The organism is Burkholderia pseudomultivorans (assembly GCF_001718415.1).
Classification (GTDB): Bacteria; Pseudomonadota; Gammaproteobacteria; order Burkholderiales; family Burkholderiaceae; genus Burkholderia; species Burkholderia pseudomultivorans_A.
Map to the genome: position 1 here is coordinate 1100084 of NZ_CP013377.1, position 18617 is coordinate 1118700.

At 68.3% G+C, this 18617-nt stretch carries 19 protein-coding genes; 8 read left to right on the forward strand and 11 right to left on the reverse strand.

Going from position 1 to position 18617, the window contains the following annotated elements; translation table 11 throughout:
• Window positions 1–398 precede the first annotated feature (398 nt).
• The gene (locus WS57_RS04650) at window positions 399–728 is read left to right on the forward strand and encodes a DUF4148 domain-containing protein (protein WP_009687886.1); all 330 of its coding nucleotides are present in this window, start codon (window positions 399–401) and stop codon (window positions 726–728) included.
• A gap of 155 nt (window positions 729–883) precedes the next feature.
• Here the strand turns inward: WS57_RS04650 and WS57_RS04655 are convergent, their stop codons facing one another.
• Window positions 884–1345 carry a CBS domain-containing protein gene (locus WS57_RS04655; RefSeq protein WP_009687887.1) on the reverse strand — a complete coding sequence of 154 codons (462 nt, stop codon included), beginning with the start codon at window positions 1343–1345 and terminating at the stop codon, window positions 884–886.
• Window positions 1346–1520: 175 nt separating this feature from the next.
• On the opposite strand from WS57_RS04655, the gene ribA reads away from it, so the two are divergent.
• Window positions 1521–2171 carry a GTP cyclohydrolase II gene (ribA, locus tag WS57_RS04660; RefSeq protein ID WP_040131469.1) on the forward strand — a complete coding sequence of 217 codons (651 nt, stop codon included), beginning with the start codon at window positions 1521–1523 and terminating at the stop codon, window positions 2169–2171.
• Between the two features lie 302 nt (window positions 2172–2473).
• Here ribA and gcvA read toward each other — a convergent pair whose 3' ends face one another.
• A complete protein-coding gene (gcvA, locus tag WS57_RS04665) occupies window positions 2474–3406 on the reverse strand; it encodes a transcriptional regulator GcvA (RefSeq protein ID WP_069243804.1) in 933 nt (310 codons plus the stop codon).
• 138 nt (window positions 3407–3544) lie between these two features.
• On the opposite strand from gcvA, the gene WS57_RS04670 reads away from it, so the two are divergent.
• From WS57_RS04670 to WS57_RS36850, 3 genes are all read left to right on the forward strand, one after another.
• On the forward strand, window positions 3545–4756 hold the full coding sequence (locus WS57_RS04670) for an MFS transporter (RefSeq protein WP_059518629.1): 1212 nt from the start codon (window positions 3545–3547) through the stop codon (window positions 4754–4756).
• A gap of 6 nt (window positions 4757–4762) precedes the next feature.
• On the forward strand, window positions 4763–5659 hold the full coding sequence (locus WS57_RS04675; RefSeq protein ID WP_059600786.1) for an oxidoreductase: 897 nt from the start codon (window positions 4763–4765) through the stop codon (window positions 5657–5659).
• A 180-nt stretch (window positions 5660–5839) separates the two neighbouring features.
• Window positions 5840–6130 (forward strand): hypothetical protein, encoded by a 291-nt coding sequence (locus tag WS57_RS36850; RefSeq protein ID WP_009687892.1) that lies wholly within the window; start codon window positions 5840–5842, stop codon window positions 6128–6130.
• 198 nt (window positions 6131–6328) lie between these two features.
• Here the strand turns inward: WS57_RS36850 and WS57_RS04685 are convergent, their stop codons facing one another.
• The 3 genes from WS57_RS04685 to WS57_RS04695 form a co-directional block, all read right to left on the reverse strand.
• Window positions 6329–7093, reverse strand: a complete 765-nt coding sequence (locus WS57_RS04685; protein ID WP_069243805.1) for a hypothetical protein — start codon at window positions 7091–7093, stop codon at window positions 6329–6331.
• 51 nt (window positions 7094–7144) lie between these two features.
• Window positions 7145–7753, reverse strand: a complete 609-nt coding sequence (locus WS57_RS04690; protein ID WP_069243806.1) for an acyl-homoserine-lactone synthase — start codon at window positions 7751–7753, stop codon at window positions 7145–7147.
• Between the two features lie 211 nt (window positions 7754–7964).
• Complete coding sequence (locus tag WS57_RS04695) at window positions 7965–8408, reverse strand: DUF4902 domain-containing protein (RefSeq protein WP_069243807.1); 444 nt, start codon at window positions 8406–8408, stop codon at window positions 7965–7967.
• Between the two features lie 73 nt (window positions 8409–8481).
• Between WS57_RS04695 and WS57_RS04700 the strand changes: the two genes are divergently transcribed.
• A complete protein-coding gene (locus WS57_RS04700; protein ID WP_040131481.1) occupies window positions 8482–9201 on the forward strand; it encodes an autoinducer binding domain-containing protein in 720 nt (239 codons plus the stop codon).
• Between the two features lie 106 nt (window positions 9202–9307).
• Here WS57_RS04700 and WS57_RS04705 read toward each other — a convergent pair whose 3' ends face one another.
• The 5 genes from WS57_RS04705 to WS57_RS04725 all read right to left on the reverse strand — a co-directional run bounded on the left by WS57_RS04705 (window position 9308) and on the right by WS57_RS04725 (window position 15282).
• The gene (locus tag WS57_RS04705; RefSeq protein WP_006396758.1) at window positions 9308–10015 is read right to left on the reverse strand and encodes an MgtC/SapB family protein; all 708 of its coding nucleotides are present in this window, start codon (window positions 10013–10015) and stop codon (window positions 9308–9310) included.
• A 334-nt stretch (window positions 10016–10349) separates the two neighbouring features.
• Window positions 10350–11891, reverse strand: a complete 1542-nt coding sequence (locus WS57_RS04710) for a TolC family protein (protein WP_069243808.1) — start codon at window positions 11889–11891, stop codon at window positions 10350–10352.
• Complete coding sequence (locus tag WS57_RS04715) at window positions 11878–13971, reverse strand: FUSC family protein (protein WP_069243809.1); 2094 nt, start codon at window positions 13969–13971, stop codon at window positions 11878–11880. Before WS57_RS04715 ends, WS57_RS04710 begins: the two co-directional genes overlap by 14 nt.
• Window positions 13952–15001: a multidrug transporter subunit MdtN gene (mdtN, locus tag WS57_RS04720; protein WP_009690589.1), complete on the reverse strand. Its 1050-nt coding sequence runs from the start codon at window positions 14999–15001 to the stop codon at window positions 13952–13954. The genes WS57_RS04715 and mdtN overlap by 20 nt, the downstream gene beginning before the upstream one ends.
• On the reverse strand, window positions 14998–15282 hold the full coding sequence (locus WS57_RS04725; RefSeq protein ID WP_069243810.1) for a hypothetical protein: 285 nt from the start codon (window positions 15280–15282) through the stop codon (window positions 14998–15000). Before WS57_RS04725 ends, mdtN begins: the two co-directional genes overlap by 4 nt.
• A 549-nt stretch (window positions 15283–15831) precedes the next feature.
• On the opposite strand from WS57_RS04725, the gene WS57_RS04730 reads away from it, so the two are divergent.
• Entirely contained in the window at window positions 15832–16980 is a 1149-nt protein-coding gene (locus WS57_RS04730) for a metallophosphoesterase (RefSeq protein ID WP_059480012.1), read from the forward strand.
• Window positions 16981–16994: 14 nt separating this feature from the next.
• Here WS57_RS04730 and WS57_RS04735 read toward each other — a convergent pair whose 3' ends face one another.
• Window positions 16995–17579 carry a malonic semialdehyde reductase gene (locus WS57_RS04735; protein WP_009690592.1) on the reverse strand — a complete coding sequence of 195 codons (585 nt, stop codon included), beginning with the start codon at window positions 17577–17579 and terminating at the stop codon, window positions 16995–16997.
• Window positions 17580–17817: 238 nt separating this feature from the next.
• Here WS57_RS04735 and WS57_RS04740 point away from each other — a divergent pair, with 238 nt between their 5' ends.
• Complete coding sequence (locus WS57_RS04740) at window positions 17818–18423, forward strand: alpha-ketoglutarate-dependent dioxygenase AlkB family protein (RefSeq protein WP_059600797.1); 606 nt, start codon at window positions 17818–17820, stop codon at window positions 18421–18423.
• Window positions 18424–18617: the final 194 nt, after the last annotated feature.

Here is an 18617-nt window from a genome sequence, read left to right on the forward strand (position 1 = left end):
GGGTCGAGCGGCGCCTGGGCCGTGCGTCGAGCGAGGGGGTGCGCCGGATGGCCGATGCGCGCGCGTGCGCCGGCCGGACCGGACGGCGAAACCGAAAAGGACGTAGGCGCGTGCATGTCGGGTGAATATCGGCTGGCGAATAAAAACCTTTCGATTCTACAACACAAGCTTCCGGCGGGCGACTGCGCTGTCAGCGTTCCGTCAGGGATTGTTGTGCTGGTGAAGCAAGTAAGCGGATTCGCCTCGGCGAATATGGGGCGATATTTTCCAAAATCGCAACGCTGTATGTTCAAACCAAGGGTTTCCCCTTGGTTCGCCGGGAACTACACTTGTTTCATTCGCTTCAGACAGTTCTGCCCGGGGCGATGCCAGAACAGAACATATTTCGGAGGTAAATCATGAAGTCGATCATCTACGCAGCGATTGCCGCTACCGTTATCGCGACCCCGGTCGCATCGTTCGCACAGTCCGAGCAGGGGCTGACGCGCGACCAGGTCAAGGCCGAACTCGTGCAGCTCGAACAGAACGGCTACAAGCCGCTGGCGAGCGATTCGCAATACCCGAGCGACATCCAGGCGGCCGAACAGCGGATCCAGCCGAACCAGCCGATGCTCGCCCATGCCGATACGAGCGGCTACGGTGCAGTGGCGACGGGCACCGAACAATCGGGCCGCCGCATGACGCGCGAAGCGCCGAACCCCGTGAACTCCGTGTATTTCGGTAACTGAACATCCCCCGGGTCTGCCCGAGCGCACCATTCAATCGACGAGACGCGCGCGAATCGCGCGCGTCGTTCGCCCGCAGGAGCAGAACCTCCGTCGCCGCAACCCGGCGGCTTTCAGCCCAGACGCTCGCGCGTTTGGGCCTTTTTTGCTGGAACCGGTCAGGCGGACGTGACCGCGGGCGTGCCGTGGATGTAGTGTTCGAGCTGGCTGATCGTGAACTGCTGGTCGGCAATCACGCTTTTCACGAGGTCGCCGATCGAGATGAGGCCGACCAGCTTGCCGTCGTCGAGCACGGGGAGGTGGCGCATCCGGTGCTCGGTCATCAACGCCATGCACTCGTCGGTCGTTTGCGACGGTTCGACATAGCGCACCTTGGCCGTCATGATCTCCTCGACGCGGGTGGCCTTCGACGAGCGATCCTGCAGCACGACCTTGCGCGCGTAGTCGCGCTCGGTGACGATGCCCGCGATGTCGTCGCCGTCCACGACCAGCAATGCGCCGATGCCTTTTTCGGCCATCAGCTTGATGGCGTCGTAGACGAGGTCGGCTTTCGTGACGGTATAGATTGTGCGGCCGGCGTCCGGCTTGGCCTTGAGAATCTGCGCGACAGTCGTGCTCATTCGCTTTCTCCGTGTGCGGGACGATGCTGGAAAGGCAGGCGTGATGCGCGTCACCCGATGGAACCAGTATAGCCGGGCAGGCGGTGGCAGTCGCGTGACGTTTCCAGATTAGCGGTAAACTCCGGTCACGCACTATCCAGAAAATTCCTACATACCGTTCGTTTCGATTGAATTCATGATGTCTTCGCGTCCCCAATCGCCCATGCCGGGCAATGGCCAGGCCGACGAGTGCGTGACGCTCGTCGCTACCGCGTCGCTGCCCACGCGCTACGGCACGTTCACGTCGTACGCGTTTCGCGTATCGGGCAGCGATGCCGAACACCTTGCGCTCGTGATGGGCGACGTGACCGGCGAGCAGTCCGTGCTGACGCGGCTGCATTCCGAATGTCTGACCGGCGACGTGTTCGGCTCGTACCGCTGCGACTGCGGCGAGCAGCTCGACCTGGCGCTGCGCTACATCGCGGCCGAAGACCGCGGCGTGCTGCTGTATCTGCGCGGCCATGAAGGGCGCGGTATCGGCCTGAGCAACAAGATCCGCGCATACGCGCTGCAGGAGCAGGGGCGCGACACCGTCGAGGCGAATCTCGACCTCGGCCTGCCCGACGATGCGCGCGAATACGATTCGGCTGCCGCGATCCTGCGGATCCTCGGCGTGACGTCGGTGCGCCTGATGAGCAACAATCCGAAGAAATTCGACACGCTCGTGAAGCACGGCATTCCGGTATGCGAGCGGGTGGCGCTGGCGGTACCGGTGCGCGAGGAGAACGAGCGCTATATCCGCACGAAGCAGGTCAAGTTCGGACATTACTTCGAGGAAAACGAATAGCGGGAAATTCAGCCGTGTCCGGGACGGGCCAGGAAGGTCCGGGGAAATTCCGCAACTCGATGAATCAAAAACGAAAACGCGGAATTTCCTGCCCTTGGGCTGCTGTATCGACGCTTGTCTGCGCACGTCCGAACGTGCCGCATCGGCGCAGGTTTTTTGCGTTATGCAGAAACCTGCGCCAATTGTCCTTCCTTCACGAAAGCCAACCAGCCTGTTCGGGCAGCGGAGTTTCCCGCGCCGAGCCATAGCGCCAGCGCGCGAGCCTGAAGATCGGATTGCCGCTCTTGACGCTTCACAGCTAGCTAGCCCGCTTCCGGGCTCGCCATGCCTTCCATCCATTGCTCGAACGCGGACACCGCGGCATCGTCGGCACGATCGCCGTTCGTCACCAGCATGTAGTCGTCGGCACGCCAGACGGGCGACGCGAGGGGACACACGAGGCGGCCCTCGGCGAGATCGCGCCCGATCAGCGGCAGCGATGCCAGCGCGACGCCGAGCCCCTCGATGGCTGCGCCGAGCTGAAGATTCACGTGATCGAATTCGACATGGCGCGCCGGCCGCAGGTCGGCAGCGTCCGCTTCCTTCAGCCAGTGCGCCCAGGCGGAGCGCGTCGTGGCCGAATGCAGCAGCGTGTGATGGCGCAGGTCGGCCACGCTCTGTATCGGATGCCGGCGCAGCAACGCGGGATTGCACGCAGGTACGCGCAGGTCGGGCATCAGCGGGCGCGACACGATACCGGCGCCTTGTTCCGGGCCGGACCGAACGCCGATATCGAAGGCATCAGCGACATAGCGCAGCTTGCGCGATGTCGTCGACACCCGCACGTCGATGTCGGGGTATCGCGAATGGAAATCGGCAAGCCGCGGCAGCAGCCAGCACAGCGCAAAGCTCATCGGCACATTCACGCGCACGACGCCCGATATTCGGTGCGAGAAGGTGTTGTGGCGCAGCCGGACCACCGCGGTACCGAGGCGCTCGAACGCATTGCTGACGTCGTTCAGCAAGGCCGCCCCTTCGTCGGTCAGCACGACGCCGCGCGGACGACGGTCGAACAACGGCAGGCCGAACCAGTCCTCCAGCAGCCTGATCTGTTTTCCGACGGCCCAGTGGGTGACATGCAGTTCCACCGCGGCGCCCGCGAAGCTGCCATGCCTCGCGACCGCGTCGAAAGCGCGCAGCGCATTGAGCGGGGGCAGTTCGTCCCGGTTCTTCGCAGTGCTCTGGCTTGCGTTCATGACGTGACTTTTTCTCCCGGTTGATGCGATTTTAGCTCAATTGAAATAGCCGGCGCCTCGGCCATAGAATCTGCATGTCGGGCCTGAGAGCCATGCCGCAAGCGGCTTTAGCCAGCCACGCGTACGGAGAGAATCACGATGAGCCTGCCGGTTTTTTCCCCTCCCGTCGTGCGGGAGACTGCGCCGTCGCGGTCGCGCGTGCTGTGGCTGTCGTGCGCGGCGCACGCGCTCCACGACGGCTATACGGACATGATTTACGCGCTGCTACCCGTATGGCAGTCGGAGTTCGGACTCGACTTTGCGGCGCTGGCCATCCTGCGCGGCGTCTATGCCGGCACGATGGCGGCGCTGCAGTTACCTGCCGGGCGTCTTGCACAACGTCTGGGCAGTCGCGCGACGCTCGCGGTCGGCACGCTGCTCGCGGCGCTCGGCTATGCGATCGCGGGCATGTCGGGCGGCCTGGTCGGTTTGAGCGTGGCGCTGGCGATTTCGGGTGGCGGCTCCAGCACGCAGCATCCGATCGCATCGGGCGCCATCTCCCGCATCTACGGACGTGACGCGAGAGGGCCGCTCGGCGTCTACAACTTCGCCGGCGATCTGGGGAAATCCGCGCTGCCCGCAGCGATTTCGCTGCTCGTCACCATGATGCCGTGGCGTCACGCGCTATGGATCGTCGCCGGATTCGGCTGCATCGTTGCCGCGGTCGTCGCGCTGCGGTTTCCCGCAGTGCCGCGTGGCGCCGGCAAGGCGACGGCAGCTGCAGAAGCGTCCGCTCAACGCCGAGGCGCTGGCGCAAGCGGATTCCCAGCGCTGTTTTCGATCGGTGTGCTCGATACGGCCGTACGCATGGGACTGCTTACTTTTCTGCCTTTCCTGCTCAACGCAAAGGGCATTTCGCCCCGACTGGTGGGAACGGCCCTCGCGCTCGTTTTCATTGGCGGCGCGGCCGGCAAGTTCGTGTGCGGCTGGCTCGGTGCGCGCCTGGGGGTGGTGAATACGGTGCTGCTCACGGAAGGGGGGACGGCTGCGTGCATCGTCGCAGTGATGTATCTCCCGTTGTCGCTTACCATGGTGCTGCTGCCGATTCTCGGCATGATGCTCAACGGCACGTCCTCCGTGCTGTACGGAACCGTTCCGGAGCTGTCCGCGCCCGAGCGCACCGAGCGTTCATTCGCGATCTTCTACACGGGAACGATCGCATCGGGCGCGATATCGCCGGTCCTCTATGGTTTCCTGGGCGACGGGATCGGCGTGCAGGGCGCCACCTACGCCACCGCGTTGACCGCTCTCGCGATTTTTCCGCTCGCGCTCGCCCTGCGCCCGCGCCTGACCGATGGCTCTACAGGATGAAATGCCATGACGAAGCCTGACCACCCGAGCGTCGCCGTTGTCGGCCCGGGAGCAATTGGAACGACCGTAGCCGCGGCCCTTCATGAGGCCGGCCGCACGCCGGCAATCTGCGGGCGCTCGCCGCACGCACGGCTCGCGCTGCGCTTCGACGGCGGCGAGATCGTCGTGCCCGGACCCGTGCTGACCGATCCGCAGGCGGTCAAGGCGCGGTTCGATCTTGTGTTCGTTGCGGTCAAGTCGACGCAGGTGGCGAGCGCGGCGCCCTGGATCGCCGCGCTATGCGACGCGAGCACCGTTGTCTGCGTGCTGCAGAATGGCGTGGAGCAAAAAGCCGCCTTCGCACCATATGCAGCCGACGCTGTTGTCGTGCCGTCGGTGGTCTGGTTTCCTGCGCAACGCGAATCGGACGCGTCGGTGTGGCTGCGCGGCGAGCCTCGCCTCACCGTGCCCGATACGCCGGCGAGCAAGGTGGTGGTCTCGGCGTTGCGCGGCACGCGCTGCTCGGTCGAGGTCGCGGAGGATTTCATCTCGCTCGCGTGGCGAAAGCTCTTGCAGAATGCAGCCGCGGGACTCATGGTGCTGACCGGCCGCCGCGCCGGCATGTTCTCGCGAAGCGACATCACCGAACTGTCGCTGGCCTACCTGCGGGAATGTCTCGAGGTCGCGCGTGCGTCGGGTGCGAAGCTCGGCGATGAAGTGCCTCGGGAGATCGTCGACGGATTCCAGCGCCTGCCATCCGATCTGGGTACGTCGATTCTTGCCGACCGGCAGGGCAATCGCCCGCTCGAATGGGACTGCCGGAACGGGGTTGTGCAGCGCTACGGACGGTCTCACGGCATTTCGACGCCGATCAGCGATCTGATCGTGCCGCTTCTCGCTGCCGCCAGCGACGGTCCGGGCTGATGGCACGGAGACCGGTATCGGGCCCGACCAGCGTGAACTCTCGTCGGGGAGTCGAAGAACGAACGCGCGAGCCAACGATGCGACGGGCGGACACACATCGATTGTGAACGCCATGTGCGACCGGTCTTGCCATGTCGAAACGTACGCGAAATCCGGCGTCCGGCGCTGCGAGAGATAACAATGAGCGAACCCGACTTGCGTCGTCCGGTTTCCGGACCTTACCGTCAATCCCGCTGGTCGACCGCGCTGGCGCGCATCGTCGGCGCTGTATTCAAGGCCGTCATGATCGTGGCGATGCTGGCGTTCGCGGTGCTGATGGCCCTGATGGGCGGCGGCGCCGACTTTTTGGGGGCGCCGGCCGCGAAGGAGGGACGATGGCGCAGGCGGCTCGCGTTCGTCGCATGCGCAACCCTGATCGCGGCGCTGTACTGGTGGCAGAAACGCTCGACGGGCGCGGCTGCGCGCCTATAGCGCCGGTGGCGCGGCAGATCGGACAGGCAATAAAAAAGCCCGCTGCTTGAGCGGGCTGAATCCATGTTTGGAGACATGGAGGAGACAGACGTAAATTTAAGGGAAAACCCTGTAAGAAGCAACCCTTTGTTGTTCGGGCGAGCTGCTTGTTGTATCGATGCAACAAGATACGGTGCCGCGGCGGTGCAAGCCCGTCCGCTACACACCGCCCATTCGCATATGCACCGAATGCCCGCCGAACCGCCCCTGCGCGATCGGCAGCGCGAACTTGTCGCGCATCTCCGTCTCGATCCACGCACAGGCCTCGCGCGCGCAGTCGTTCAGCACATGCCGCGTCGCATGCCCGTGGATGTCGTACACGAAGCGCACGTCCACCTCGTCGTCGGAAACCTGCCGTTCGAGCTCGTTGAGCTGCAGTTGCGGCCCGTGCCGTTGCGACAGCGCACGCAGTTCGTCGAAGTGATATTCGATCCAGTCGGCGAAGAACAATGCATCGCCGCGGGACTGCAGCCGGAACGCCGCGCTGCGCGACGGGCGCGCGGCGTCGCCCGGCGCGACGTGCGGCTCGCTGTCGGGCGCGAGCGTCGCCGCATCGACCGGGGCGAGCGGACGCTGGATCCGTCCGCTGCGCGCGCGGTCGCGCAGCGCATGCCACAGCAGCTCGTCGCCTGCGGCGCCCGACGGCTGCATCGTCAGGTCGTGCCGGCCGTCGCCGGTCGGCGCGACGTCGCGGATCACGACGCGCAGCGAGCACAGCGGCTCGTCCGCGACCAGCAAGGTCGCCGCGCGCGGCAGCCCGCAGACGAGCGGCGCCGCGCCACCGGCGCGAAACACGAGCCCGCGCCGGTCGAGCCGCACGAGCGGCAGCGGCCGGGCATACGACGGATAGGCGATCGCGATGCGCGCGCCGTCGGCGCTCGTCAAGCCGGGCATCATCGCGCGAAAGACCTGAGACTGGTCCACGTTGTTTCTCCTTCGTTACGATGCCGCCCGCCGGAATACGCGCGTTCCGGTTCAGGCGGCGATGGCCGGCCGGGCAGTCAATCCCGGCTCGATTCCCAGTGCTGCAAACGTTTGCGGATCGATATCGATCCAGCACGCGACCACCAGACGTCCGTCCACCTGTTTCGGCGGGCCTGCGCGGTGCGCGTGTATGCCGATCCGGCGAAACAGCCGCTCCACGCTCGCGAACGTCACGCCGATCAGCTGCCGTGCGCCGAGTCGCGCCGCGCACGAGACGACCGCCGCCAGCATCGGACGCACCGCCCATTCGGCGGGATCCGCGCCGCCGTCGTCGCCGGTCGCGGCGAACCGCGACAGTTCCCAGACGGCAGCCGACTGCGGCAGCGGCATGTCGGCCGCGATCAGGTCCGGGAACAGCGACATCAGTAGATACGGGCGCGTCGTCGGCAGCAGGCGTGCGCATCCGCACATCCGGCCGCCGCCGCTGCGCGCGAACACGTAGACCGTGTCGTCGCGATCGAACTGGTCGCGTTCGACACCATCGTTCGCCGCCGGGAGCGCCCAACCGAGCTGCTCGACGAACACACGGCGCCGGTAGCGCCCGAGTTCCGCTGCATGTTCGGGTGGCAACCGCCCGCCCTCGTGAACGAAGGTCTGCATGCTGTCCTCGGATCTGGCCTTGGTATGCGTGCATTACAGCGCGCGTCCCGACCGGGCGGTAACTGGCAACTCTTACAGGGTACGAACGCGGGGACGCCGATCGGGAGGCGGTAACGCTTTCCTGACCGGCGGGATTGAAAACCGGGCCGCTTTTGCTTATAAAGAGCGCCAGCCATTCGGAAATGTCAGAGGAATACGCGGCCGGCAGTTGTCACTGAAGCATCCGGCCGGCATGATAGGCGGCGTTGTGCCCGAGGATGGCCGATGCCACCGCGGCGGCCCAGTCGAGCCGCGCAAGCCGCGCCGCAAGCGCGGCGGCGGTGCCCGACATGCCGATGTCGGTGCCGCTGGCGTCGATGGCCATCAGGTTGCTGCGGACGTCGTGGCCCGCCAGCATGAACGCGCCCGAAGCGCGTTCGAGGTACCAGTCCCAGCCGACGGTCACGTAGGCGGCGCCGCGGCTGGCCGGCCGCTGCCATTCCGTATAGCCGGCGAGGCGCGCGTCGATCGCGTTGTCGCGCAGTTCGGCCAGCAGCGATGCGTCGAGGCCGCTCGCGACATGGTCGAGCGCAAGCCCGGCCAATGCGCTTGCGGGCAGGCGCACGTAGCCGTCCGGAGACGGGCCGGAGGCCGGGTGAAGCAAGGGGGAAGTCATGCGTGGAATGTATCAGCACCGAACGGATGCTGGAACCTGACAAGTATGACAGCGTGACGTTGTCGGAGAACCAATGGAACTGCGCTGGCAGGACGCCTACGATCAATTCAGCGCCGCGGAAGACGAGCAGCAGCTCTTCCAGCGGATCGCCGCCTATTCGAAACGGCTCGGCTTCGAATACTGCTGCTACGGCATTCGCGTGCCGCTGCCCGTGTCGAAGCCGGCCGTCGCAATCTTCGATACCTATCCGGACGGCTGGATGGCGCACTACCAGGCGCAGAACTATATCGAGATCGATTCGACGGTCCGCGACGGTGCGCTGAGCACGAACATGATCGTCTGGCCGGACGTCGACAAGATCGAGCCGTGCCCGCTGTGGCGGGACGCGCACGACTGCGGGCTGTCGGTCGGCGTCGCGCAGTCGAGCTGGGCGGCGCGCGGCGCCTTCGGGCTGCTCAGCATCGCGCGTCACGCCGATCCGCTGACGCCCGCCGAGATCAACATGCTGACGCTGCAGACGAACTGGCTGGCGAACCTGTCGCATTCGCTGATGAGCCGCTTCATGGTGCCGAAGCTGTCGCCCGAGGCGCGGGTCGCGCTGACCGCGCGCGAGCGCGAGGTGCTGTGCTGGACCGCCGAAGGCAAGACCGCATGCGAGATCGGCCAGATCCTCAGCATCTCGGAGCGCACGGTCAACTTCCACGTCAACAACATCCTCGAGAAGCTTGGCGCGACGAACAAGGTCCAGGCGGTCGTCAAGGCGATTTCGGCGGGGCTCATCGAGACGCCTTGAGGCGGCCGAACGGCAGTTACGGCGCCCGCGGCGGGGCCGCCGCGCCTGCAGCGGGCAGGCGCCCCGGGCAGGTCGGGCACGTCGCGCGCCCGCGCGCCGACGGCGGTCACTCCATCATCGGCTCCGCTTCCTTTGCGGTCCAGCTCACGCTGGAAATGCTCTTCTCCATGCTCATCCGGCTCGCGATCTGCTCGAGCTTCTGCTGGTCCTTCGGATGCAGCTTCAGCGTCGCGGTCACCTTCAGCCGGTCCGGCTGATCGGGCACGTCCTCGCTCGTCAGGCTCTGGAACGACAGCGGCTTCGCATACATCGAGTTCGACAGCAGCGTGCGGATATGCACTTCGTCGGCGGCGAGGCAGATCACGGTGATCTGGTATTCGCGCACGAGGTCGGCGTTCGATACGGGCGTCGCGTTGATCGCCTGGCTGACGCCGCGCAGCACCGTGTTGGTGAGCAGCACGACGCCCGTGCCGGCCAGCGCGGGCACGTAATGGCCGGAGCCCGACAGCACGCCGACGGCGGCCGAACACCAGAGCGTCGCGGCCGTGTTGATGCCCTGGATCGAGCCCTTGTCGCGCATGATCACGCCGCCGCCGAGGAAGCCGACGCCCGACACGACGTATGCGGCGATCTGCGTGACGCCCGCGACGCCGTTGCCGGTCAGCACGCCGAGCGTGACGAACAGGCAGGCGCCGCTCGCGACCAGCGTGATCGTGCGCAGGCCGGCCGTGCGCTGGCGCATCTGGCGTTCGAGGCCGATCGCGACGCCACAGGCGAACGCGGTGAAAAGTCGGAGTGCGAAATCGAAAGTCATGGGTGTCCTGCCGTGCAAGAGGCGCGTGCCGGCCGGCGTCGCCGCCGCGCAATGCCGGCGGCGGCGCGACGACGGCCGTCATCGCGCGGTACTGTACCGCGCGAATGCGTCATTCAGTGTGAAACGGGAGGCGTGCGAGGCTCGCGGAACGCGAGCCGGGGCAGGGAACTGCGGCGGACAGGCGTTCAGGCGGCAAGCGGCGCACGCAACGGAGTGCTGCAACTGTCCACGATGGTTCCTGAAGGGAGAATGCGCGGCATTCTAGTGGGCCGCGTGCGCGGGCGTCAACCGCGGCGACGGCGGAACACGGGCAGGCCGCCGTCTGCCGCGGGCGTTATTGCGCCGAACCGATCGCCCCGGTCGCGAGCGCGAGCGCGGCGGCCGCCGACAGCGCGCCGGCATAGCTGTCGACTTCGGCGTTGCGCGCCGCAAGCAGCTGGCTCTGCGCGAGCGTCGCATCGGTGATCGAGCCGACGCCGCTGCGGTACGCGGTCAGCGCCGCGTCGTAGCTCGTCTGCGCGGCATCGACGAGCGCCTTCGCGGCATCGTGCGACGCGAGGCTCGTCTGTACCGCGTTCTGCGCGGCGACGACCTGGCGCACGGCTTCCTCCTTCGTGCGCGTCAGACGTTCGGTCGCACTCTGCGCGTCGTTGCGCGCCTGCATCAGCACGGCCGAGCGCAGGCCGCCGTCGTACAGCGGAATCGTCACGCCGAGGAACACGCCGCCGCCGTAGCGGCTGCCGTTCAGGTTCACGGTCGGCGCCTGGTCGCCGATCGCGGGCAGTGCGGAGAGGGCCGTGTGGCCGCTCGCATACGACGTCGATGCGGACAGGAACACCTTCGGCATGAAGGCGGCCTCGGCGGCCTTGATCTTCGCGCGGTTGGCCTTCTCGAGCGCATACGCGCCCTGCAGGTCGGGGCGGCGCGCGATCGCGTCCGACACGATCGCGTCGACCGACGAGCCGAGCGTGGCCGGCAGCGGCCGCACGGGCAGCGCGGCGATGGTCGGCTTCGACAGCGGCGAGATGCCGAGCGCGGACACGAGGGCGAGGTAGCTGTCGCTTTCCGCGCCGCGCGCCTGCACGAGCGCGAGGTTCGCCTGCGCGCGGTTCTGCGTGGCCTGTGCGAGCTCGACGACGGTGCCGACGCCGTGCCCGAGTCGCGCGCGCGACGCCGCGAGGATCGCATCGGCGTTCGCGAGGCCCTGCTGCGCGCTGAGCGCGCGCGAGCGCGCGGCTTCGTAGCGGTAGTAGGCGACGGTCACGTCGTGGATCACCTGCTGGTGCACGGCCGTGAACGCGACGTTCGACGCGATCGACGCCTGTTCGGCCGCCTCGACGCGCGCCGCGCGGCCGCCGAAGTCGAACAGCAGCCATTGCAGCGACAGCGCGGAGATCGTGCCGTGCACGGTGGTGTCGCTCGACGCGTCGCCGAGGATCGTCGACGTCGTGCCGTGGCCGGTCTGGTATGCGCCCATCGCGGTCGCCGACAGTTGCGGCAGGTAGGCAGCCTTCGCGATACCGACCGCGAGCGCCGCGTTGCGCGCATCGTTCCATGCGATGCGCGTCAGCGGGTTGGTCGATTCGGCGAGGTCGATCAGCTCGGGCAGCGTATACGCGTGCGCGGGATCGAGCGCGGCGGGCGGCGATACCGACGCGAGCGCGGACGTGGCGGGCAGCGTGTAGTCGTGCGGCGTTGCGGACGCGTGCGGCGGCGCCGCCAGGATTTCGCCCGCCGCGGACGTCTGCGGCTGCCACGGGCGGTCGGATGCGTCGGGAGCAAGATCGATCGACGAGGTCGCGCAACCGGCCAGCGCGACGGCGCTTGCGAGGGCGGCTGCGACGATCGACGCGGCCGGCGTTTCAGGTCGGCGCATGAGCGGCAGACTCCTTCGAAGTGGCTTGACGCGCGGCGTCGGCGATGGCGGCGAGCCGCGCGTCGATCAGGTTCAGCAGTGCGTCGCGCGCGGGGTCGGCCGCCGGCGCAGACGCGGTGTTCGGCACGGGCTGCCCGGCCGGTCGCGACGACGGCGGCGTGCCGGCCGGCGCCGGGGTTGCTTCTTCACGTGCATCGTGCGCGCCCGGCATCGCTTCGTCGTCGTGCAGTTCGGCCACGCGCGCGAGCCGCGTGCCGATCGCCGCGTCGCCGGGCGCACGCTCGGCGAGCAGGAACAGCGGGCCCTCGAGCGCGCCGAGCTCGGCCAGCACGCGTCGGCGCGAGGCGAGCCAGGCCGCGGTCGGTCGCACCCACGACGGTTCGTAGTGGACGAGGCCGAGTTCCTGCGCGATCGCGCCGTGGCGCGCGAACGCTTCGGCCGCGAGTGCGCGCCGCTCGGCCGGCTGCGCGATCTGCGCGAGCCGTCGCCACTGCTCGCGCAGCGCCGCGAGCGCGACGTCGATCTGCTTGCCGATGCTGACGGGCCAGATGCGCGTGAACACGAGATACACGACGACGTTGCCGAGCAGGATGCCGATCGTGCGGTCGCGCGCGATCGTCAGATCGAAGCCGGGCCCGGCGCCCTGGATCACGCAGAGGAAAAACGCGAACGCGATCTGGAAGCCCGCGTAGGCGATGCGCGGCGAGCCGAACGAGACCCAGGCGGACAGCCACGCGCCGACGAATACGAGCATCATCAGTTGACCGATCGATGTCAGCGCCGGCACGACGAACACGAGCGCGGCGGTGCCGAGCAGCGCGCCGACGATGCAGCCGGCGATCCGCAGCGTCAGCTTCTCGACCGTCTCGGCCGTCGAGCCGAGCGACACGATGTAGCAGGTGATGAAGCAGGTATGGATGCCCGACCAGTCGAGCTGCGAGTACAGCAGGTAGCAGAACATCGCCGCGGCCGTCGTTTTCAGCGCGTAGCGGATGTGGTCGGGATTGGTGCGCGCGTCGGGCAGGAAGAAACCGCCGCGTGGGGCGGTTGGCGGCGTCGGCGATGCGGCCGGTTTTGCCGCGTCGGTCGCCGGCGAGCCGGCAATCGCATCGGGCTGCGCGAAGCGCGTGATCGCCGCGTGCAGGTCCGCTGCCGCGATGCGCGCGAGCGGCGGCAGCGCGTCCGCCGGCGGCAAGGCGAGCGTGATGTCGACGGGATAGCCGCCGCGTTCGAGGATGGCGGCCATCTCGTCGAGCGTGGCCGCGATCGGCGCCGCGAACGTGTCGGGCAGCCGCGCATCCGCTTCGCGATCGGCGAGCGCGACCGCGACGAGCAGCGCGGTGCTCGATGCAACGGCCTGCCGCAGCGCGACGATGTCGGCGGCGGACGACGAGCCTTCGAGCTTCGACAGCTTGAGCCAGGTCAGCAGTTGCTTGTCGCCCTCGCGTAGGCTCGCGTCGAAACCGGCCCGCGCGTCGTCGTCGCCGCGCAGTCGCCGTGCGGCGAGCCGCAGCCGCTTGGCGAGCTGCGCGAGCGCGAGCTTGCGCGGCGACGGCGCGATCAGCAGATTGACGACGATCGCGACGCCGACCGGAATCGCGACCGTCAGCCAGATATAGAGCAGCGCGCGCGTCGCCGCTTCGCCGAACGGCGCGAGGCCGAGCTCGTCGAGCCCGAAGCCGACGATCATCGCGAGAATCGCGCCGACCGGGCGCAGCTTGCTGGCCGAGGTCAGGTACAGCAGCCCGACCGACATCACGACCATGCACGCGACGCGCAGGATCGGGTAGTCGATGCTGAAGATCGCGATGCCGAGCACGAGCCCGATCACGATCGTGACGATCAGCAGCAGCGCGACCTCGAGCACGATGCTCGTTACGCGGTCGGCGCGGATCATGAAGAACACGACGTACGCGGACAGCGCGGCCTCGGGCGTGCCGTACGCGCTCGTCACGAGCATGGTCAGCGTGCAGATCAGCGCGACGCGCACGGCGATCGCCGTGCGTCCCGGAAACGGCGCGAGCAGTCGCAGGACTTCGCGCAGGCCGGGCGAGCGGACTTCAGCGGCAGGCTGAGCCATGCCGGACCTCGACGATCGCGCTGGCGCCGACGCGCACGAGCCCGGCGTCGGGTTCGTCGAGCTTCACGCGCACGGGGAAGCGCTGCGCGACATGCACCCAGTTCACCGAACGCTGCACGATCGGCAGCGAGCGCGGCAGGTTGATGCGATCGCTGTCGGCGATGCCGGCGCCGATGCCGACGACCTTGCCCGTCATCGGGCGGCCGCGGTCGATCATCGAATAGACGGTCGCGCAGTCGCCGACGGCGATGCGGTTCAGCGACGTCTCGCGGAAGTTGCCGACGGCGAACCATTCGCTCGCGTCGATCAGCGTGAAGATCGACTGGTTCGGCGCGAGCGTTTCGCCGGCGAGCACCGTCAGGCCCGTCACGAGCCCGTCGTGCGGCGCGCGCACGACGGTGTCCTCGAGCGCGTGCTGCGCGCGGGCCAGCGCGGCTTCGCGCGCATGCAGCGTCGCGATCGCGTCGGCCTCGTCGCCGATCGTCTGCGCGGACGCGCGCTGCTGCTCCTGCGCCTGCGCGAGCGACACGGCCGCGTCGCGCTGCCGGACCTTCGCCTGGTCGAACTGCTGCGCGCTGACATAGCCCTGCGCGGCGAGCGGTGCAAGCCGCTCGACGTCGCGCGTCGCGAGATCGTGATTCTGCTGCGCGCGCTTGACCTGCCCGGCAGCGACCGCCGCATTCGAGCGCTCGCCGATCAGCGAGCGGCGGCGCGTGTCGAGCGACGCGCGCGCGAGTTCGACGTCGGCCTGCGCCTGCGCGACCGTCAGCCGGTACGGCACCGGATCGATTTCATAGAGCAGGTCGCCTTTTGCGACGCGCTGGTTCTCGTGCACCGCGAGCCGCACGATGCGTCCGCCGACGGGCGACGCGACGTGCACGACGTCCGCGTCGATCGACGCGTCGTCGGTGGACGGGTACGCGGTGGTGCGGTGATACGCGTACGCGAGGGCCGCGATGCCGAGCGCGACGATCGCCAGCGCGATCACGCGGCCTTTCGCGGACGGGCGGGAGAGTCCGGCGGCCTTCATGCGAACGGCCCCGTGCCGGCGAGCCAGACGATCACGGCGACCACGAGGCCGATCGCGGTGCAGACGGCAAGCTGGTAGGGCACGACGGCGGCCCAGCCGGTCGCGACGAACACGCGATGCGCGACGATCGCGCCGATCACGCCGACGAGCGCACTGACGAGCCAGAGCGGGAAGTACGCGCCGAACAGCGCGAAGGACGGGGCGCCGCGCGAGGTACAGCCGGCGAGCGGCATGGCGGGCACCAGGATGGCGGCGACGCGCAGCGGCGTTGTTTTTCTCATGATGTGACGAGCTCGACGATGGGGGTGGAGGCCGGGCGCGGCGCAACGCGAACCGTCGCCGCGACGGCGGTTGCGCGATATGGGGCCGATAATAAATCAGCGCGATGCCGGCGGCTAGCGGTCCGGCGCGCTTCGATGGCGGCGCGGGACGGGGCGTGCGGTTCGGTTCGTGGTGGTCGCCTGCGCCCGAATAGCCGCGCCGATGCCGGTTCGGCGGTGCTCGGCGCCGGCGCCGGCCGGGCGGTTGGCGCGCCCGTCGGCATGGGTTCGTGTAGGTTTGCTAACGGATGGTAAAGGATCGTCAGATGAAAGGCCGGACGGCGCATTGACGCGCGAACCGGATGGAATCGACGCGCGAACCTCGGGTTGCCGCACGGACGGGCACGAATCGCGCTTGTCGAAACCGGCGACGAAAGCGGCGCCCCGCACCGTCCGGGCCGGACGAGCGGACGCCATGGATATGTGTACCATCCTGCGTACGGCGCGAAGCGCGGCGATCCCGCCCGACGCGCATCGCGAAAGCGGTATCGCCACGAGGATGAGTGCTCCATGCGCAGTTTCTTTGTCCGGTTCATTGCAATCGGCGTGCTGTTCCATCTGTACGTCGGGTTGCGGATCATTCCCGACGCATTCGCTTCACCGCTCGCGCGCACGCTCGCGGCGCTCGTGCTGGCCAGCTTCTGCGTGCTGATCCCGGTCGGCATGTTCTCGCGCCGCTTCGACGAAGGCTGGCCCGCGACGCTGTTCGGCTGGGCCGGCGCGCTCGCGATGGGCTTCTTCTCGTCGCTGCTGGTGCTGACCTTCCTGCGCGAGTTCGTGCTGCTCGGTGCGTTCCTGTGGCGGCATCTGCCGGGCGCGGGCGCATGGACCGGCGCGGCGTCCGATACGGCGCGCGGCGTGCTGGTCGGCGCGCTGCTGGTCACGGCGATCGGCTTCGTCGGCGCGCGGCGCACGGCGGCGGTCAGGCACGTGTCGATTCCGGTGGCGGGGCTGCCGCCGGCGCTCGACGGCCTGAAGATCGTGCAGCTGTCCGACATCCACGTCGGGCCGACGATCAAGCGTCCCTACGTCGAGCGGATCGTGCGCGCGGTCAACGCGCTCGACGCCGACTGCGTCGTGGTGACGGGCGACGTGGTCGACGGCTCGGTCGAGCGCCTGCGCGCGCATACGGCGCCGCTCGGGACGATGCGCTCGCGTCACGGCAGCTTTCTCGTGACGGGCAACCACGAGTACTACGCGGGTGCGCATGCGTGGATCGACGAATTCCGGCGCATCGGCCTGACGGTGCTGCTGAACGAGCACGTGCTGATCGAGCACGACGGCGCGCGCGCGGTGCTCGCGGGCGTGACCGATTTCACCGCGGGCGGATTCGACCCGGCGCATCGCAGCGATCCGGCGCGTGCGCTGGCGGGCGCGCCGCCGGAAGTCGGCACGCGGATCCTGCTCGCGCATCAGCCGCGCAGTGCGGAGCACGCGAACCGGGCCGGTTTCTCGGTGCAGTTGTCGGGGCATACGCACGGCGGCCAGTTCCTGCCGTGGCCGCCGTTCGTGCGTCTGCAACAGCCCGTGATCGGCGGGCTCAGCCGTGTCGGCGACATGTGGCTCTATACGAGCCGCGGAACCGGGTACTGGGGGCCGCCGAACCGCTTCGGCGTGCCCTCCGAGATCACGCTGATCCGGCTCACGCGCGGCGCGTAGGCGCCGCGTCCCGGTCAGGCGATGCGCGCGATATCGTCGAAATCGAAGCGCGGGCTGCGCGGGTGCAGGCCGGCCGGATCGCCGTAGCCAAGGTTCACGAGGAAGTTGGTCCGGATCGTGGTGCCCGCGAAGAATGCGGCGTCGACCTTCGCGGCGTCGAAGCCCGACATCGGGCCCGCGTCGAGGCCGAGCGCGCGGGCGGCCAGGATCAGGTAAGCGCCCTGCAGCGACGAATTGCGGAACGCGGTGGCCTCGATCAGCGCGTCGTTGCCGGCGAACCAGCTGCGCGCGTCGGCGTGCGGGAACAGCCGCGGCAGATGTTCGTGGAACGCGAGGTCCATGCCGACGATCACGGTGACGGGCGCGGCCATCGTCTTCGCGAGATTGCCTTCGGACAGCGCCGGTTTCAGGCGCGCCTTCGCGTCGGGCGACTTGACGAACACGAAGCGGGCGGGGCTCGAGTTCGCCGAAGTCGGGCCGAATTTCGCCAGGTCGATCAGCCGGTGCAGCAGCGCGTCGTCGACAGGCTTGTCCTGCCACGCGTTGTGCGTGCGGGCCGTGAGGAACAACTGGTCGAGTGCGGAATCGGAGAGCGTCATGATGGGATCCGGGAAACAGCCGTCCGGCTCGCGCCGGAGGGCGTGGTGAAAAAGCGCGGCGCGCCGGCGGGCGGCGCGTTGCGACAGGCCGCGATGATAGCGTGATGCATGCCGGTTTGCCGCGGGCGGCCACGGCGCGCGGCGAGCGGCCGGCGCGAATGAGATCGCATGGCGGCGCCGCGCGCCCTTGGCTAGTATGCAGGCATGGCGTGTTCGCCCGTTCGCTGTCCCTATCCTCATGTCGACGCCCGATCTTTTCGCCGATACACCCGTTCCCGACGTGGACTGGTATCCGGACTGGCTCGCGCTGCCGGACGCCGACCGCCTGCTGGCCGCGCTGATCGACGAGGTCGCGTGGCGGCAGGACACGATGCGCACGCCGCGCGGGCGCATTCCGTTGCCGCGGCTCACCGCATGGCAGGGCGAGCCCGATGCCGTCTACCTGTACTCGGGGATCCGCAACGTGCCGGCGCCGTGGACGCCCGCCGTGCTCGACCTGAAACGTGCGGTCGAGACGACCTGCGGCGCGCATTTCAACAGCGTGCTGCTCAACCGCTATCGCAACGGGCAAGACAGCCTGGGCTGGCATGCGGACAACGAGCCCGAGCTCGGCGAGGCGCCGGTGATCGCCTCGGTGAGCCTCGGTGCGATGCGCGTGTTCGATCTCCGGCATCGCGCGACCGGCGTCACGCACGCGTATCGCCTGACGCACGGCAGCCTGCTCGTGATGCGCGGCCGCACCCAGGCCGAGTGGCAGCATCGCGTGCCGAAGGCGCCGGCCGTGCAGGGGGAGCGCGTCAACCTGACGTTCCGGCGCGTGATCGCTGGGGGATCGGGGCGGTAGCGCGCGCCCGCCCGAACGCGACCTGTTTTTCCGGGCCACGGACGGCCGGCGACGGCAAGCGCCCGGACGTGCGGCACGTTGCCGCACGAGTGCGCCGCCGTGCCGTCGCACACCGCTCGGAGGGCCGTGCGACAAGGCTTGCAAGCGGATTCATCGACCGTGCGGTTCCGATAGATGAGTGAAACCTCTGATGG

Coding starts and splice junctions, on each gene's coding strand:
- WS57_RS04725 (WP_069243810.1), bottom strand. CDS start 15,282: ATGAGAAAAACAACGCCGCTGCGCGTCGCCGCCATCCTGGTGCCCGCC.
- WS57_RS04695 (WP_069243807.1), bottom strand. CDS start 8,408: ATGACTTCCCCCTTGCTTCACCCGGCCTCCGGCCCGTCTCCGGACGGC.
- WS57_RS04715 (WP_069243809.1), bottom strand. CDS start 13,971: ATGGCTCAGCCTGCCGCTGAAGTCCGCTCGCCCGGCCTGCGCGAAGTC.
- WS57_RS36850 (WP_009687892.1), top strand. CDS start 5,840: ATGAGCGAACCCGACTTGCGTCGTCCGGTTTCCGGACCTTACCGTCAA.
- ribA (WP_040131469.1), top strand. CDS start 1,521: ATGATGTCTTCGCGTCCCCAATCGCCCATGCCGGGCAATGGCCAGGCC.
- WS57_RS04730 (WP_059480012.1), top strand. CDS start 15,832: ATGCGCAGTTTCTTTGTCCGGTTCATTGCAATCGGCGTGCTGTTCCAT.
- WS57_RS04655 (WP_009687887.1), bottom strand. CDS start 1,345: ATGAGCACGACTGTCGCGCAGATTCTCAAGGCCAAGCCGGACGCCGGC.
- WS57_RS04675 (WP_059600786.1), top strand. CDS start 4,763: ATGACGAAGCCTGACCACCCGAGCGTCGCCGTTGTCGGCCCGGGAGCA.
- WS57_RS04690 (WP_069243806.1), bottom strand. CDS start 7,753: ATGCAGACCTTCGTTCACGAGGGCGGGCGGTTGCCACCCGAACATGCA.
- WS57_RS04710 (WP_069243808.1), bottom strand. CDS start 11,891: ATGCGCCGACCTGAAACGCCGGCCGCGTCGATCGTCGCAGCCGCCCTC.
- mdtN (WP_009690589.1), bottom strand. CDS start 15,001: ATGAAGGCCGCCGGACTCTCCCGCCCGTCCGCGAAAGGCCGCGTGATC.
- WS57_RS04700 (WP_040131481.1), top strand. CDS start 8,482: ATGGAACTGCGCTGGCAGGACGCCTACGATCAATTCAGCGCCGCGGAA.
- WS57_RS04735 (WP_009690592.1), bottom strand. CDS start 17,579: ATGACGCTCTCCGATTCCGCACTCGACCAGTTGTTCCTCACGGCCCGC.
- WS57_RS04650 (WP_009687886.1), top strand. CDS start 399: ATGAAGTCGATCATCTACGCAGCGATTGCCGCTACCGTTATCGCGACC.
- WS57_RS04705 (WP_006396758.1), bottom strand. CDS start 10,015: ATGACTTTCGATTTCGCACTCCGACTTTTCACCGCGTTCGCCTGTGGC.
- WS57_RS04670 (WP_059518629.1), top strand. CDS start 3,545: ATGAGCCTGCCGGTTTTTTCCCCTCCCGTCGTGCGGGAGACTGCGCCG.
- WS57_RS04740 (WP_059600797.1), top strand. CDS start 17,818: ATGTCGACGCCCGATCTTTTCGCCGATACACCCGTTCCCGACGTGGAC.
- gcvA (WP_069243804.1), bottom strand. CDS start 3,406: ATGAACGCAAGCCAGAGCACTGCGAAGAACCGGGACGAACTGCCCCCG.